Here is a 15,738-nt window from a genome sequence, read left to right on the forward strand (position 1 = left end):
CTAGCCGGGTGCGCCGGCCGGCGCGGGCTCGGTCCCGGCGTCGAGGGCCAGTGCCGCGAAGGTGGCCAGCCAGTGGTCGGTGGTGAAGTCCGCCCGCTGCACGGCGGGCAGACCGAGGGCCAGGTGGGCCGCGGCGGCCCGCGCCAGCCGCGCACGGACCGGCCCGTCCGGCAGTGCGGCGGCGATCGAGCGCAGCGCGGCGGCCCGGCTGAGGGTGAGCCCCAGCAGATGGCCGATCTGCGGGTCGCCGTGGTCGGAGACGACCGGCACCTGAAGCGGCGGGCAGGCCGCGCCGGAGCGCAGCGCGGGCAGGAAGCGGTCGAGCCACCGGGCGAACCGCTCCCGGTCGAGCACCCGGCGCATCGCGTCGGCCTCGACCAGTGCCGGGGACAGGAAGTCCTGGCTCGAGGGCTCCCAGTGCACGGGCGCGTCGTGGTCGTCGGCGAACCAGTCCAGCAGGCGTCGCCGTACGGCATCGGTGGTCGCTGCGGGCAGTTCGCCCGAGTCCAGCAGGAGGCCGAGCGCGAAGGCGCTGTTGGGATGGTTCCCGTGGCGCACCGGATACGTGGCCTTCGGCAGCCAGTCGGTCAGCAGTGCGTCGACGGCGGCGACGCCCGGGGCCAGGGCCTCGGCCCACCGGTCGCCGGCCGCACCCCCGTACGCCCGGCACTCGGCGGCGAGCGCCACCAGCCAGGCCCAGCCGTACGGCCGCTCGAAGGAGGGACGGCCGAGGAGGTAGGCGGCCTCGACGGCGATGTTCCGGGGTGTGAGGTGCCGGTCGAGTACGCCGATGACGGGCGCCGTCTCCGCGAAGGCGGGCGTGGAGCCGTGGCGGCGCAGCAGGCGGACCAGCAGCCAGTGCATATGGACCGAGGAGTGCCAGTCGTAGGCGCTGTGGAAGGCGGGATGCAGGGCGCTGGGCCGTACGTCCTCGTCCGGTGAAGTCATCAGGTGGGCGGGGGAGTTGGGGTACTCCCGGGTGATGTTGGCGAGGGCGAGCCGGGCGAGGCCGGCCGCACGGGCGGTGAGCGGCATCAGTGCGTGGCTCCCTCGGTGACCTTCAGGTCGCGCCCCGCGGGGGTGCGGGCGGCGGTGGCCAGCAGGGCGCGCAGTCCGCGGGCGACCGTGCTGGGCTCCAGGGCCGGCGCGGTGCCGTCGGTGACCTGTTCCGGCGCCCAGGGCACGTGCACGAAACCGCCCCGGGCGTGCGGGAGTTCGGTGGCGATCAGGTGGCCGAGGCCGTACGCGACATGGTTGCAGACGAATGTGCCGGCCGTGTGGGACACGGCCGCCGGGACCCCGGCCGCGCGCAGGGCGGCGACGCAGGCCTTCACCGGGAGGGTGGAGAAGTAGGCGGCGGGGCCACCCGGGACCACGGGCTCGTCGATGGGCCGGTTGCCCGCGTTGTCGGGGATGCGGGCGTCGTCGACGTTGATGGCGACGCGTTCCACGGTGACGCCGGGGCGGCCGCCGGCCTGGCCGAGGCACAGGACGAGTTCGGGGTCGCTCTCGCGGACGGCCTCGCGCAGGGCGTCGACGGAATCGCGGAAGACACAGGGGAGTTCGGCGGCCGTGACGGTGAGCCCGGCCGGCGGCTCGGCGGCCACGAGCGAGGCCGCCTGCCAGGACGGGTTGATCCTCGCGCCGCCGAAGGGGGCGAAGCCGGTGATGAGCACGCGGGTCATGGCACTTCCTTCACGAGGTGCTTCTTCACCAGAAGCGGTGGCCGGTGTCGGTCAGAACGCGAACAGCGCCATGATCACGGTGGAGCAGGCGAGGAGCGGAAGGGCCGTCGGGATCTGGGCCTTGATGGGGCCGTACTGGTCCTTCAGTTCGAGCAGGGTCGCCGGGACGATGTTGAAGTTGGCGGCCATCGGTGTGCACAGCGTGCCGGAGAATCCGGCCAGCATGCCGATCGCGAGGACGGCCGGCACATGGCCGTGCATCTGCTCGATGAGGACCGGCCAGCCGATCGCCGCGGTCATCACCGGGAACGCGGCGAAGGCGTTGCCCATGATGACGGTGAACAGGAACATGCCGACGCAGTACGCCAGCACGGCGAGGTACTTGGAGTTGTCCGGCAGGACGTCGTGCACGATCCTGCCGACCTGGGTGCCGACGCCGGCCAGCGCGAAGATCGAGCCGAGCACGGCGAGGAGCTGGGGCAGCAGCAGTGCGGAGCCCATCGCCTCCAGCATGGAACGCCCGGAGTGCAGCGGCACCGACAGCTTCCGCTCGCCGGTGACCAGCATGCCGACGACGAGGGCGACGAGGCAGCCGACGCCGAGCCCGAGCAGGGTGGCCTTGCCCGTCTCGAACAGGCCGGAGGTGTCGAGCAGGGAGGCGCAGACGATGGCGACGAGGGGGACGGTCAGCGCGGGGACGAAGATCTTGCTGCCGAGCCGGGCCGCGGAGGCCTCGCGTTCCTCGGCGGTGCTGGTGACGGGTTCGCCCTTGCCGAGGAAGTTGAATCCGGCGAGCACGATCAGGGCGAGGACGGCGACGCCGAGCGGTTCGGCGGGCAGGGTCCAACCGCCGTTCTTCGCGGTGGCGTCGGCGACACCCGTGCCGTAGGGAAAGGTCAGCCCGAGCAGGCCCCAGAACGCGGCGGACGTCCACCGCCTGGGGTTGCTGCGGTCGGCGGCCATCTGCACGGCCATGACGACGAAGACGAGACCCACCAGCCAGTAGAGCCATTCGACCTTGATCACTTGTCGGTCCCCTTCGGCAGCGGCAGATCGTGTTCGGCGACGGCGAGCGCCATGTCCCGCTGCAACTGCCGGTCCAGGAGCAGCAGACGGGCACCGTGGATGAAGAAGGCGCAGACGGCGAGCGGCAGTGCCCACAGGGCCAGCTGGGTCGGCTCCAGGTTCTCGTGGTACGTCGAGTTGACGAAGCCGGTGATCAGCAGGATCGAGCCGATCGCGATGAAGCAGTCCTCGCCGAAGAAGAGGCCCACGGTGTCGGCCGACGCGGCGTGGGACCGCACCTTCTCCCGGAGGCGCTCGGGCAGCGGCGCGCCCGTCGAACGCTCGGCGGCGGCCTCGGCCATCGGGGCGACCAGGGGCCGCACCGTCTGTGCGGGACCGCAGATGCTGGTGAGGCCGAACGCCGCGGTGACCTGACGGACCAGCAGATAGACGGCGAGGAACCGGCCGGCGCTGAGGCCGCCGAGCCGGCCGATGAGCCTGCGTGCCTGTTCGCGCAGGCCGTAGCGCTCCAGAAGGCCGATCACCGGCAGGACGACGGCGAAGACGGTGACCGAGCGGCTGTCGGCGAAGGACCGGCCGAACGCCGCGAGGACCTCCAGCGGGTTCATCCCGCCGATCAGTCCGGTGAAGACACCGGCGACGCCCACCACGAGGACGGGGTTGCGGCGCGTGACGAATCCGAGGATCACCACGACCACGCCGAGGAGAACGATCATGCGGTGGCCTTAGGCGTGAGCGGGCGGGAGGCCCGGGCGGCGCGGATCCGGGGGCCCGAATCCGTGAGGGATGCACGGACCCTAGGGGATCGTTCAACGATCGAACAAGGGGTCGGTCGGAAAATCCATCTCTTGTCGGATCGTTCAACAATCGATTACGTTCAGAAGGTGATCGACCTCAACGCGGACCTCGGTGAAGGCTTCGGCCGCTGGACCCTCACCGACGACGACGCCCTGCTCTCCGTCGTGACCAGCGCCAACGTCGCCTGCGGCTTCCACGCCGGCGACCCCTCGGTGATGCGCCGCGTCTGCGACCTCGCCGCCGCCCGCGGAGTCCGGATCGGCGCCCAGGTGTCCTACCGCGACCTGGCCGGCTTCGGCCGCCGCGCCATGGACGTACCCGCCGACGAACTGACGGCCGAGATCGCCTACCAGATCGGGGCACTGCGGGTCTTCGCACAGGCCGCCGGCGCCGAGGTCACCTACGTCAAGCCGCACGGCGCGCTGTACAACCGCACCGTGCACGACGCCGAGCAGGCCGCGGCCGTGGTGGCCGGCGTGACCCTGGCCGGCGGAGCGCTGCCGGTGCTCGGACTGCCCGGCTCACGGCTGCTGACCGCCGCCGAGGGGGCGGGCCTCACCGCCGTACCGGAAGCCTTCGCGGACCGCGCCTACACCCCCGCGGGCACCCTCGTGCCACGCCGCGAGCCCGGCGCCGTGGTGACCGACGAGGACGCGGTGGTCCGGCGTGCGCTGGCGTTGGCCGTGGACGGAGCGGTCGAGGCCGTGGACGGCACGGCCGTCCCGGTGGCCGCCCGCTCCCTGTGCGTCCACGGAGACACCCCGGGCGCCGCCCGGATCGCGGCGCGGGTGCGCGAGGCCCTCGTGTCGGCCGGGGTCGAGGTCGGGGCGTTCGCATGACCCCGAGCCGCCCCGTGCAGGTGCGCCCCGCCGGGCGGCACGCGCTGCTCGTCGACCTGCCCGACGCCGAGCGCACCGGAGCCTTCCACGCCGAACTCCTGCGGCGGCGCGCCGCGGGCACCCTGCCACCGGTGGAGGACATCGTGCCGGGCGCACGGACCGTGCTCCTGGACGGTGTCGCACACCCGGACGAACTGGCCCGCCGGATCGCCGACTGGGACGTGCCGTCCCGCGCCGCCGACGAAGGGGCGGTCGTGGAGATCCCCGTGCGCTACGACGGACCGGACCTGGCACACGTGGCCGCCCTGTGGGGCGTCGGCGTCGACGAGGTCGGCGCCCGGCACTCCTCGTACCCCTACCGCGTCGCCTTCTGCGGCTTCGCCCCCGGCTTCGGCTACCTCACGGGTCTGCCCGCCGAACTGCACGTACCGCGGCGCGACACCCCCCGCACCCGGGTCCCGGCCGGCGCGGTCGCGCTCGCCGGTCCCTACAGCGCGGTGTACCCGCGCGCCACCCCGGGCGGCTGGCAGCTGATCGGCACCATGCCGGACCCGACACCGCTGTGGGACCTCACCCGGGAGCAACCCGCCCTCCTCACGCCGGGCACCCGGGTGCGGTTCGTCCCCGAGATCTCCGGCAGCGTGGACGGCACACCATGACCGTCAAGCTCACCGTCGTACGCTCCGGCGCCCTCACCACGGTCCAGGACCACGGTCGGCGCGGCCACGCCCATCTGGGCGTTCCCCGCTCCGGCGCCCTGGACGCCCCGGCCATGAACCTGGCCAACCGGCTCCTCGGCAACGCCCCCGACGCCGCCGTCCTGGAAACCACCCTCACCGGCTGCGCCCTGCGCCCCGACCGCGGTGTCACCGTCGTCGTCGGCGGCGCGCCCTGCCCGGTCACCCTCGACGGACGCCCGGCGGCCTGGGGCATGCCCCTACGGGTGCCCGCGGGCGCCGTCCTCGACGCCGGCGGCGTGAGCGCGGGCGTGCGCTCCTATGTCGCCGTCGCCGGCGGCATCGCCGTCGAGCCCGTCCTCGGCAGCCGCGCCACGGACCTGCTCTCCGGACTCGGCCCGGCGCCCCTGCGCGACGGGGACGTCCTCCCGCTGGGCGCTCCCGCCGGGCGACCGACGCCGCCCGACGCCGCTCCCTGGCCGGCGCCGCCCGCCGAACTGACCCTGCCACTGCGACTCGGCCCGCGCGCCGACTGGTTCACCCCCGCCGCGCCGCACACCCTCACCTCGGCGACCTACCGCGTGTCGCAGCACAGCAACCGCATAGGCCTGCGCACCGAAGGGCCGCCGCTGGAGCGCGTGTCCACCGGCGAGCTGCCGAGCGAGGGCATGGTCCTCGGCGCCGTGCAGGTGCCCCCGGACGGCCGCCCGGTGGTGTTCCTGCACGACCACCCGACCACCGGCGGCTACCCGGTGATCGGCGTCGTCGCCGAGCCCGCGCTGGCGGCAGCGGCCCAGGCGGCGGCGGGCACGCCGATCCGCTTCACCCTGGGGTGAGCCGTCCGCCGCCGCCACCCCGGCAGCGTGCCGGGCCGTGCGCGGTGGGCGATTCTGGAAGCGTGGGCCGTGTCCCGGTCCGCCGGATTCCGGCGGACTACGCCGTCTCGGGGCGACGGGCGGTGCGCGTGACGCTGGTCGCGGCGGCCGGTTTCTACCTCTTCCGCTACGGCCTCGACCGCCCCGTCGCGGCCACCTACGCGCTGTTCGCCGCCGTCGCGGTCGGCGGACTCGCCAAGATCCCCGGCACCGGACGGCAGCGGGCCGCGACGGTGCTGCGCCTGCTGCCGGTGTGCTGGCTGCTGATCGTCGTCGGCACCTGTCTGTCGGTGCGGACCTGGAGCGCCGTCGTCGGCATGCTGGCGGTCGGCTTCGCGCTGGCCTTCGCCGCCGTGGGCGGCCCACGCCTCGCGGGGGCGGCGCCGGGCCTGCAACTCCTCTACATCCTCCCGTCCTTCCCGCCGTACGCTCCCGACACGCTCGGCGAGCGCCTGATCGGTACGACCACCGGACTGGCGCTCTTCATCGCCGTCGAGGCCCTGGTCTTTCCCGAGCCCGGCCCGCCGTCCTACCGGGCGCGGGCCGCCCATGCCGCGCGCACCGCCGCACACTGCGCGGCCCTGCTCGCCACGGCGCCGTACACGCTGACCGGCAGCGACATCCGGGCAGCCTGGGAGACGAGCCGGTCGCTGCGGTCCCTGACCGTGCCGGAGGCGGATCGCCCCGCGGGCCCCGGAGTGCGCGACCGCGCCCTGGCCCACACCGGCCTCACCACACGCACCCTTCTCAGCCGTCTGGCACAGCTGCCCGCCCCGCCCGACGGACAACCGGGCCCCGAGCCGACCGCCGTGCTCCAGGCCGTGGCACAACTCGCGACCGCGACCGCGACCTGCCTGGCGGCCGGACCGTCGCCGGTGGCAGCGTACGAACACCTGGTCACGGCACGGGCGCGGCTGTCCGCCGTCTCGGTCGGCCCCCGCACGGCCCCCGTCCCCGAAACCGCTCGCGCTCCCGCGCCCGAAACCGCTCGCGCTCCCGCGCCCGAAGCCGCTGCCGCTGCCGCGCTCGACTTCCCGCCCCCCGTGCTGCGGCGGCACGCCGCCGTGCTGGAGATCGCCGACGCCGCGCTCGCCATGGCGGCGGCGGCCGATCTGGCCGTACGGGGCAGGCACGCCGCGCTGGAGATCGCGCAGAGCCGCTTCTGGTACGCCGGGACCTGGGCGCCGGCGTTGTGGTGGCACCGGCTGCGCGGCCACGCCGGGCGCCGGTCGGTGTTCTTCCAGAACGCGGCCCGTATCGCCCTGGCGCTGACCGCCGCCCGGCTCGTGGCGGGCGTGGACACGCTCCCCCACGGATTCTGGGCCATGCTGGCGACGCTGACCCTCACCCGGACCACCATGGACGAGACCTGGCACACCATCCGCCTGGCGCTCGCCGGCACCCTGGCCGGAGCCTTCGTCACCGCCGCGACACTGAGCCTGGCCGGGCCCCACACCGCCGTCTACGCCGTCGTGCTGCCGGTGTGGATGCTGTTCGCGTTCACGGTCGGGCCGGTCAAGGGCGTCGGCTGGGCGCAGGGGCTGTTCACCGTGCTCGTGGCCCTGGTCTTCGCCCAGCTGTCGGTGCCGACATGGCGACTGGCCGAGGTCAGGATGCTGGACGTGCTGGTCGGCAGTGCGATCGGCGCCGTCTTCGGACTGCTGGCCTGGCCACGCGGCGCCCATGACGAGCTGCGCCAGGCGGCGGCCGAACTCCTGCGCAGGGCAGCCGAGATCGTGGTCGCCACCGGCGCGTCGGTGGCCGGCGGGGGCGCGGTGGTCGTCGCGCCGCCCGGCCAGCCCGGTCACCGGTCCCTGCAGCGCGCGGTCGTCCTCGCCGAATCCGCGTACGCCCAGTTCCAGAGCGAGCCGACACCTTTCGGCGGCGCGGCACGCCGGGCCGCCCCGCCTGCCGTGGACTGGCAGGCGACACTGCTCACCGGTCACCACACCCTGTGGGGGTCCGAGCGGCTGCTGACGCCGCCGCTGACCGGACTGGGCACCGCGGCGGCCGAATCCGTCGGCGCGCTGGGGGACCGGGTGGCCGGGCGGATGCTGCTGGTCTCGGCCGCGCTGGATCCCGGAGCGGACACCCCGGCCGGGCCGGTTCCGCTGATCGATCCCGCGCTCGGGCAGGCAGTCACCGAGCCGCCCGGCGCACCACGCCTGTACTACGCGACCGTGTCGTGGCTGGAGTCCCTCCTGACCGACCTGACCCGGATCGCGCACGGCGGCAGCGGACCCGGGCCGGACCCGCACCCGCCCTGACCGCGGCGCCGGCGGCGCCCGGCGTCACCGGGCGGGGCCCCCGACCTCGTCGGACCGGGTGAGGACGCGCCGCAGCCAGCGGGTGCGGGTGTCGCGGGCGTCCCGGCTGAGGGCCGCCCGCGGTGCGATGGTGTCGAAGCCGTGGAAGGCACCGGGCCACACATGCAGTTCGGCCTGGCCCCCGGCCCGCCAGATCGCCTGCGCGTAGGCCACGCCCTCGTCCCTCAACGTCTCGGCGGAACCGACGTCGAGGTACGCCGGCGGCAGCGCGGACAGATCCGTGGCGCGGGCGGGCGCCGCGTACGGCGGCAGGTCCGGGGCGCCGTAGCGGTCGCCCAGCAGCGCCTGCCACGCGGTGGCGCTCGAGGTGCGGTCCCAGGTGTCGACGCCGGCCAGCTGGCGGCTGGAGACCGTGCCGGCGCGGTCGTCGAGCATCGGGCAGAGCAGCAGTTGCCCGATCGGCGCTGGCCCGCCCCGGTCACGGGTGAGCAGGGCGAGCGCAGCCGCGAGTCCGCCGCCGGCGCTCTTTCCCCCGACGACGATCCGGTCGGCGTCCACGGCCAGCTCCGCCGCGTGCGCGGCCACCCAGACGAGCCCCGCGTAACAGTCCTCCACCGCTGCCGGGTAGCGCGCCTGGGGTGCCAGCCGGTACTCGACGGAGACCACGGCCAGCCCCAGGGGTTCGGCCCAGTCCCGCAGGACGCGCGGCAGAACCGACCACGCGTTGCCCGTGATCATTCCGCCGCCGTGCAGGTAGTACAGCAGCGGCAGCGGCCCGTGGAGCCCGGCGGGCCGCGCGCTCACGAGCGTGACGTCCGGCCCGTGCGGCGCTCCCGGCACCCGCAGCTCCGCCACCGCGAAGCGGCCGTCCGCCCGCAGCTCCTGCACCGTGGGCCTCGGCCGGACGGCCGCGTCCCGCTCCTGCCGGGCAGCGAGGTTCTCCGGCGTGATCGGCTCCCTCGCCCCGCTCGTCGAACGGGCCAGAGCCAGGGCCAGTTCGGGGTCGAAAGGGGGAGCGTCCCACGTCATCGGGATGGAGCCGGTCTGCGAGGGAAGGTCGTCCGCGAGATCCATGCGGCCCAGTCAATCACCCGTCGGACGCGGGGCCCGGAAGCTCCCGCGGCCCGTACAGCGCACCGGCGGCCCCGGTGCGCAGAGCCCAGTAGCGGTCGCCGTACGACCAGTGCCACCACTCGGTCGGGTAGTTGACCAGCCCCACGGCGCCGAGCGCGTCCCCCAGCACCCGCCGGTTGGCCCGTGCCTGCGGGGCGATGGCGGCGGCGTCCGTGCAGCAGGCCCCGTCGCTCTCCTCCGGGTCGGCGTTCACCCGCGTACCCATGTCCAGTTCGCGCCCGTCGGCGTGCACCAGCGTGAGGTCCACCGCCGCGCCGGCGCTGTGCGGCGCGATCTCCGGCGGCGACACATAGCGGCTCGCGGCCACGCGAATCCGCTGCGGTGACCAGTTCGGATGACCGGCCCGCAGGGTGCCGGCGTACGTGTCGAAGTAGCGGCGCTGTAGTGCGGGCGGCCGGTAGCCCTCGACGAACAGCAGGCGTACGCCGTCCGGGAGCAGCTCCTGAGCCTTCAGCAGACGGTCCAGCACTCCTTGTCGCAGATGCGCGAACGCCCCGGACGGCTCGGCCCTGCGCGAGTCCACGGCGAGGGCGTCGTGCCGCCGGACGTCGACAAGGGGTTCACCGCAGTCGGTCACGGGGACGGCCGCGACCCGTGGATCCGCCATCAGCACGATCTCGTTCATACGGGTGATCCTCGCCGACCGCCCGGCGGGCGACGGCCGTCTTCGCCGGTCTTGGCCGGAAGCGGTCGGCCCTGGTAGGCATGGCTCGTGCGATTCGAGACTGTGCCCATGCCTGCGGGGGTCGAGGCGCGGCCCCGCGACACTCGTGGATATCCCGTGCCGGCGATCACGCCCTGGGAGGGGGACAAGCCCCAGTTCGCGCTGACCGACTACGAACGCAGCGCCGCGTGCGCGAGGAAGCGCCTGTGCTCGGTGTGCGACCAGGGCATGCCGCAGGGGCCGGTGTGGCGCGTGGTGGGGGCCGCGGAGAGCGCGGCGATCGGGGAGGCGCTGGCCGCCGGCCGGCCCTACCGCAATCTCGCGCCCACTCTGGAAGGCCCGGGGCATCGTGCGTGCATGCTGTACGCCTCGATGGTGTGCCCGTATCTGGCCCGGCCCAACGCCCGGCGCGGCATGTCGGCGATGGACCCGGACGACCTGACCTCCCATGTGGTGCGCGGCGCTGTCCGGGGCGCCATGGGTGCCGTGGTGGGGTTCGCCGAGTACGAGTACGCCGTCACCGGCGACCGGGTGCTCTTCCGGTTCCTCGACGTCGTCGAGTTCCTGCCGCACGACACGGCCGACGCGCACCTGGACGAACTGCGGGCCGAGCTGGCCCGGACCGCGAAGTGACCCGCACCCCGCGCCCCGGGCGCGTCCGGCCCGTCCCGTCGTACGACGTCAGGGGCGGTACGCCGCCAGGCCCACGGTGGAGGTGACCTTGGCGGGGTGCCCCGTGCCGTCGGACGGCAGGGTCACCGTGCCGGACGGGGTGCGCACCGCGAGGGTCTTGCCGTCGGGGGACCAGGCCGGCTCGGTGTAGTCGGTGGTGGCGTGCGGGGTGAGGTCCTTGATGTGGTTGCCGTGCATGAAGTCCTCGACGAGCACGTGGTCGTGCCCGGCGACCGAGCGCACGAAGACGACCTCCTCCTCGCTGGGGGACAGGGCGGGCTCGGAGCCCTTGGTGAGCTTGCCGCCCTGCTGGCGCGTGTAGTCGTCACGGATGTAGACGGCGCCCGTGTCGACGTTGGCGTAGACCGAAGTGCCGTAGTGCCCGGCCGCCTCGGGCCAGACGTTGCCGGTCTGCGGCAGCGCGCCGCCCGGGCCGGGGTCGCCGTTCAGGGACAGCGTCTTGGGGGTGCCGTGGACGGCCTTGGCGGAGACGTACTTCAGACGGGACACCCCCTTGTCGCGGGCGGCGAAAATGAGGTTGTCCCGGGCGGGGAGGCCGATCTGGGAGTCCTTCGGGGTCACCTGCCAGGTGGGGTGGGACCAGTTCTGGCCGCCCGGGTTCTTGGCGACGACGACGCGCCCGCTGCCGTCGGGGCGTGCGACGTCCAGGTTTCCGGAGCCGTCGATGAAGGCGGCCTTGGCCCCGTCCGGGGACCAGGCCAGGTCCCGGACCGGGACTCCGAAGTTCACCTTGTGGCCGCCGATCAGCACCTGCGAGGAGCCGTTGCTGATGGTCAGCGTCCCGTGCGAGGCGCTGGTCGACGTCGAGGCCGAGGCGGCGCCGGAGGCGCCGAGCAGCGCCGTGCCGGTGACGGCCGCGGCCACGGCGATGGCGGCCGCGATGGAGCGGGTGCGCATGGTCATGAAGTATTCCCCCAGGAACATCGACGGGTCGGGTCGGCGTCAGAGCCGCTCCGCCGTCGCCCAGGTCGCCGAAGGCCACACGACCGCCTGCTGCTCTGTCCGAGATCCAGCGTGACAGGCCTCGATCCTCGAACCGTCCGCTCGGTGTCACAAGGGCGTAACACCGCCCGGAAAGCGGACGGGACCACTCCCCGCAGGCCGGTGCCGAGCACGCGGCGCCATGGGGCTAGGGTCCCCTCACCCTGCTTTCGAACGGCGTGAAACGCCTGCAACCCCAAGGATGTTGATGAGACGAAGATCCCTCACCGGTACGGCCGCGTGCTTCCTGGCCGCCACGGGCCTGGCAGCGGGACTGCTGGGCACGGCACCGGCCGGCGCCGCCACCGGCGGGCCGGTGATCACCCTGGACACTCCGGCGCCGGTGGCCCTGCCGGCCGCGCCCGCCACGGCCGACGTGTCCTTCGATTTTCGGACCACGGCGAAGAACCTTCAGGCCGACGACACCACGCTGACCGTGGACGCCCGAGGCCTGGCGAAGATCGCCAAGGTGACGTTCTCGGACAACTGCACGGCCAAGGGCCTGGTGGCCACCTGCTCGGAGACGTTCGAGTCCGACTCCTCTCCCACCAGCCACATGGGCGCCATGACCCGGCTGACCCTGACCCCGCTGAAGGGCGCCGCGCTCGGTGCCACGGGAACGTACAAGGTCACCGGCCGGTCCGCGCACGCGCAGATCGTGGGCGGCACGGGCAGGGCCGAAGTGGGCGGCCCCTTCTTCGGCCTCGACGAGCTGAGCGACCACACCGGCCTGAAGGTCGGCAGCACCGTGAGCGAACCCGTCCGGTTCACCAACACGGGCAACCGGCCCGCCAAGGGCGTCCAGACCGTCTTCGCCGTCTCACCCGGCCTGGACTTCGCCGACCACTACTCCAACTGCGCGTACGGGATCCTCGGCAGCATCCACTACGCGAAGTGCCGTCCCGGGGGCGCCATCGGCATCGCAGAGACGGCCGCGCTGGCCGCACCGGTGCGCCTGCGGGTGAACTCCGCCGCGCTCTACACCTACCTCGACACGATGACCGCGCCGCTCGGACAACCGGGCTGGCCGGACGGCCAGGGCATCAAGTGGACCTGGGGCAAGGGGGCCGCGCTCAAGCTGAAGGTGGTCAAGGCGGGCCGGAAGTCCTCGGCCCCGGCCGGCTCCGTCTCGCTGCCGCAGAACGGCGGCGGCACGGACTACCGGATCACTTCGCTCCAGGCACGCAACACGGCCGACTTTGCCGTCAGCGGCGCGAGCGCGCGGGCCGACGCGGGCAAGAACGCGACCTTCGCCTTCCGGCTGTCCGCCCACGGTCCGGCCACCCTGTACGACCGCAGCGGCGGTGAGGGGGTGCCCGCCGTCTGGGTGACGCTTCCGTCAGGTACCACCGCCGTCGGTCACTCGGCGAACTGCGCCCCGTGGCAGCTGGACAACCCGACGGCACAGGCCCACGGGCCCTACGTCTGCGGTCCGCCGGGCATCGAACTGCCCAAGGGACAGGTCACCGACTTCACCCTCACCCTCCGGGTCGACGAGGTGGTCCCGAAGGCCGAGGGCGGCGTCCAGCTGGTCTGGGGTCCGGATCCGGCCCACTCCCACCGGCCGGCCTTCGACCCGAACGGCAGCAACGACTGCGCGGCCCTCACCTTGAACTGAGGCACGGCGGCCGAGCCGCGGACGGGGCCGCCCGAACAAGGCGACCCCGTCCGCGGCGGTGTGTCGATTCCGCCCGGCGCCGTTCGTCGGTGGGGTGTAGGAAGCTCATGAGGACCGGGAGGAACGATGAAGTACATGCTGCTGGTCTGCGGCGACGACACCGCCGACCCCTCCGGGGCGGCACCGGTCGAACCCTGGGTGGAGGAGCACGGCGTCCGGCGCGGCGCCCGCCTGTACGGCCACCGGCTGCGGCTGCCGGCCGAGGCGGTCACCGTGCGGGTGCGCGAGGGCGAGGTGCTGCGGACCGACGGACCGTTCGCGGAGACGAAGGAGTACGTCGCCGGATTCGACGTCGTCGACTGCGACAGCCTGGAGGAGGCCGTTCGGATCGCCGCCCAGCATCCGATGGCCACGATCGGGGCCATGGAGGTGCGCCCCTTCTGGGACGAGGGGTTCACGGAGGACGCCGAGACGGCCGTCCGACGCATCGACGCCGAGCTGACCGAGGCCGCCCGCGAGCGGGACATCGACCGCATGACGGCCTGCTACGCCCCCGACGTCGAGGCCTTCCACCTCGTCGGTGCCGAGGAGACACGGGGGATCGCCGCGCTCCGCAAGGCTGTCGAAGCCTGTTTCGCCACCCTCAGCGGACCCGTGCACCGCGAGGTTCTCGACCTGCGCGTGCGTCCCGGCGAGGGCAGCGCCTTCAGCCACGCCGTCGTCCGTCTGCGCGCCACCCGCGTCGACGGCGGGGTCCTGGACCGCGTGGTCCGCGTGACCACCGGTTACCGCGACGCCGGGTCCACCTGGCTCATCGCCCACCAGCATGTCTCGGTCCCGTCGGACGCGACGCCCCCGAAGGAGCGGTCATGAAGTACGTCCTGTTCATCTGCACCCCGGTCGGCGGCGAGGAGCTCAGCCCCGCCGAGATCGCCGTCGACCCCCGTTTCGCCTCGTACATCCACGAGGTCCGCACCCGTGACGTCGTCAAGGGCGGTGCCCGGCTGCGGCCCGCCGCCGACGCGACCACCGTGCGCGTCCAGGGCGACGAAGTGCTGCTGAGCGACGGGCCGTTCGCCGAGACCAAGGAGTACATCGCGGGCCTCGACATCATCGAGGTCGCCGACCTCGACGAGGCCATCGCGCTCGCCTCCCGGCACCCGGCGGCACTCGCCGGCGGCACGGTCGAGGTGCGGCCGGTCTGGGAGTGAGCACCACGGACGACATCGAGGAGGCCGTCGCCACCGCCTTCCGCGAGGAGTGGGGCCAGGTCGTCGCGACCCTGATCCGGGTGACCGGCGACTGGGACCTCGCCGAGGAGTGCGCGCAGGACGCCTTCGCCCAGGCACTGGAGCGGTGGCGGCGCGACGGAGTGCCGCGCCGCCCCGGCGCCTGGCTGACCACGACCGCCCGCAACCGCGCCCTGGACGTACTGCGCCGGGAGGCGGTGGGGGCGCAGAAGCTGCGGGAGGCGGCGGTGTCGGCGCGGGACGAGGGACCGTACGACCCGGATCACGAGGGCGACGACAGCGGTGTGCCGGACGACCGGCTGCGGCTGATCTTCACCTGCTGCCACCCCGCGCTGCCCATCGAGGCCCGGGTCGCGCTGACCCTGCGCACCCTCGCGGGACTGACCACGCCCGAGATCGCGCGCGCGTTCCTCGTCCCCGAGGCGACGATGGCGCAGCGGCTGGTCCGCGCCAAGCGGAAGATCCGCAATGCGGGCATCCCCTACCGGGTGCCGCCGGCACATCTGCTGCCCGAGCGCATGACGGGCGTTCTCGGGGTGCTCTACCTGCTGTTCAACGAGGGGTACGCCGCCTCCACCGGCGCCGATCTGATGCGCGACGGCCTGTGTGCGGAGGCCATTCGGCTGGCCCGCCTCCTCGCCCGGCTGATGCCCGACGAACCCGAGGCCGTCGGCCTGCTCGCGCTTGCGCTGCTGCACGACGCACGCCGGGACACCCGGGTGGACACGGCGGGCGACCTGGTGACCCTGGAGGACCAGGACCGCACGCGATGGGACCGCGCCGAGATCGACGAGGGAGTGGCTCTCCTGGCGGGCGCCCTGCGCCGCGGCCGGCCCGGGCCGTACCAGATCCAGGCGGCCATCGCAGCCTGCCACACCACCGCGGCCCGCGCCGCCGACACCGACTGGGCCGACATCGCCGGCCTCTACGGCGAACTCCAGCGGTACGTCCCCTCGGCCGTGGTCCGGCTCAACCGCGCGGTCGCCGTGGGCATGGCCGAGGGCGGTGAGGCCGGCCTCGCCCTGGTCGAGGAGCTGGAGCGGCACGACGAGCTGTCCGGATACCACCTGCTGCCCGCCACCCGCGCGGACCTGCTGCGCCGCATGGGGCGGACCCGGGAGGCGGCGACGGCGTACGAACGGGCCCTGGAACTGGTCGAGAACGACGCGGAGCGCAGGTTCCTGGAGAAGCGGCTCGCGCAGTGCCGAGCCGCGTGACACCGGGCGCTCTC

At 73.9% G+C, this 15,738-nt stretch carries 16 protein-coding genes; 9 read left to right on the plus strand and 7 right to left on the minus strand.

The genetic code is table 11. The features are described from left to right. From AQI95_RS37970 to AQI95_RS37985, 4 genes are read right to left on the minus strand one after another with little or no spacing between them, the layout of a single operon-like run. Complete coding sequence (locus AQI95_RS37970; RefSeq protein WP_067135008.1) at positions 1-1,035, minus strand: DUF2891 domain-containing protein; 1,035 nt, start codon at positions 1,033-1,035, stop codon at positions 1-3. Further along, positions 1,035-1,685 (minus strand): pyroglutamyl-peptidase I, encoded by a 651-nt coding sequence (gene pcp, locus AQI95_RS37975; protein WP_067135010.1) that lies wholly within the window; start codon positions 1,683-1,685, stop codon positions 1,035-1,037. The genes AQI95_RS37970 and pcp overlap by 1 nt, the downstream gene beginning before the upstream one ends. A 51-nt stretch (positions 1,686-1,736) precedes the next feature. Further along, positions 1,737-2,711, minus strand: coding sequence for a DUF979 domain-containing protein (locus AQI95_RS37980; RefSeq protein ID WP_067135012.1), 975 nt, complete (start codon positions 2,709-2,711; stop codon positions 1,737-1,739). Then, on the minus strand, positions 2,708-3,427 hold the full coding sequence (locus AQI95_RS37985; RefSeq protein WP_067135015.1) for a DUF969 domain-containing protein: 720 nt from the start codon (positions 3,425-3,427) through the stop codon (positions 2,708-2,710). Before AQI95_RS37985 ends, AQI95_RS37980 begins: the two co-directional genes overlap by 4 nt. Before the next feature lie 168 nt (positions 3,428-3,595). Here AQI95_RS37985 and AQI95_RS37990 point away from each other — a divergent pair, with 168 nt between their 5' ends. From AQI95_RS37990 to AQI95_RS49955, 4 genes are all read left to right on the plus strand, one after another. Further along, complete coding sequence (locus AQI95_RS37990) at positions 3,596-4,348, plus strand: LamB/YcsF family protein (protein ID WP_067135017.1); 753 nt, start codon at positions 3,596-3,598, stop codon at positions 4,346-4,348. Beyond that, a complete protein-coding gene (locus AQI95_RS37995) occupies positions 4,345-5,007 on the plus strand; it encodes a 5-oxoprolinase subunit B family protein (protein WP_067135019.1) in 663 nt (220 codons plus the stop codon). The genes AQI95_RS37990 and AQI95_RS37995 overlap by 4 nt, the downstream gene beginning before the upstream one ends. After that, complete coding sequence (locus tag AQI95_RS38000) at positions 5,004-5,861, plus strand: 5-oxoprolinase subunit C family protein (RefSeq protein WP_067135021.1); 858 nt, start codon at positions 5,004-5,006, stop codon at positions 5,859-5,861. Before AQI95_RS37995 ends, AQI95_RS38000 begins: the two co-directional genes overlap by 4 nt. 62 nt (positions 5,862-5,923) lie before the next feature. Further along, the gene (locus AQI95_RS49955) at positions 5,924-8,167 is read left to right on the plus strand and encodes an FUSC family protein (RefSeq protein ID WP_107121870.1); all 2,244 of its coding nucleotides are present in this window, start codon (positions 5,924-5,926) and stop codon (positions 8,165-8,167) included. Positions 8,168-8,191: 24 nt separating this feature from the next. On the opposite strand, the gene AQI95_RS38010 is transcribed toward AQI95_RS49955, so the two are convergent. Continuing rightward, entirely contained in the window at positions 8,192-9,241 is a 1,050-nt protein-coding gene (locus AQI95_RS38010) for an alpha/beta hydrolase (RefSeq protein ID WP_067135023.1), read from the minus strand. 13 nt (positions 9,242-9,254) lie between these two features. Beyond that, a complete protein-coding gene (locus AQI95_RS38015; protein WP_067135025.1) occupies positions 9,255-9,926 on the minus strand; it encodes a M15 family metallopeptidase in 672 nt (223 codons plus the stop codon). 156 nt (positions 9,927-10,082) lie between these two features. On the opposite strand from AQI95_RS38015, the gene AQI95_RS38020 reads away from it, so the two are divergent. After that, the gene (locus tag AQI95_RS38020; RefSeq protein WP_244188974.1) at positions 10,083-10,598 is read left to right on the plus strand and encodes a hypothetical protein; all 516 of its coding nucleotides are present in this window, start codon (positions 10,083-10,085) and stop codon (positions 10,596-10,598) included. A gap of 48 nt (positions 10,599-10,646) precedes the next feature. On the opposite strand, the gene AQI95_RS38025 is transcribed toward AQI95_RS38020, so the two are convergent. Continuing rightward, a complete protein-coding gene (locus AQI95_RS38025; protein ID WP_079071805.1) occupies positions 10,647-11,561 on the minus strand; it encodes a TolB-like translocation protein in 915 nt (304 codons plus the stop codon). 286 nt (positions 11,562-11,847) lie between these two features. Between AQI95_RS38025 and AQI95_RS38030 the strand changes: the two genes are divergently transcribed. The 4 genes from AQI95_RS38030 to AQI95_RS38045 all read left to right on the plus strand — a co-directional run bounded on the left by AQI95_RS38030 (position 11,848) and on the right by AQI95_RS38045 (position 15,724). Continuing rightward, positions 11,848-13,257, plus strand: a complete 1,410-nt coding sequence (locus tag AQI95_RS38030; protein ID WP_067135031.1) for a hypothetical protein — start codon at positions 11,848-11,850, stop codon at positions 13,255-13,257. A 126-nt stretch (positions 13,258-13,383) separates the two neighbouring features. After that, entirely contained in the window at positions 13,384-14,130 is a 747-nt protein-coding gene (locus tag AQI95_RS38035) for a nuclear transport factor 2 family protein (protein ID WP_067135033.1), read from the plus strand. Beyond that, positions 14,127-14,468, plus strand: a complete 342-nt coding sequence (locus AQI95_RS38040; RefSeq protein WP_067135036.1) for a YciI family protein — start codon at positions 14,127-14,129, stop codon at positions 14,466-14,468. Before AQI95_RS38035 ends, AQI95_RS38040 begins: the two co-directional genes overlap by 4 nt. Further along, positions 14,465-15,724 (plus strand): RNA polymerase sigma factor, encoded by a 1,260-nt coding sequence (locus AQI95_RS38045; protein ID WP_067135038.1) that lies wholly within the window; start codon positions 14,465-14,467, stop codon positions 15,722-15,724. Before AQI95_RS38040 ends, AQI95_RS38045 begins: the two co-directional genes overlap by 4 nt. Positions 15,725-15,738 lie beyond the last annotated feature (14 nt).

The organism is Streptomyces yokosukanensis (assembly GCF_001514035.1).
GTDB lineage: Bacteria > Actinomycetota > Actinomycetes > Streptomycetales > Streptomycetaceae > Streptomyces > Streptomyces yokosukanensis.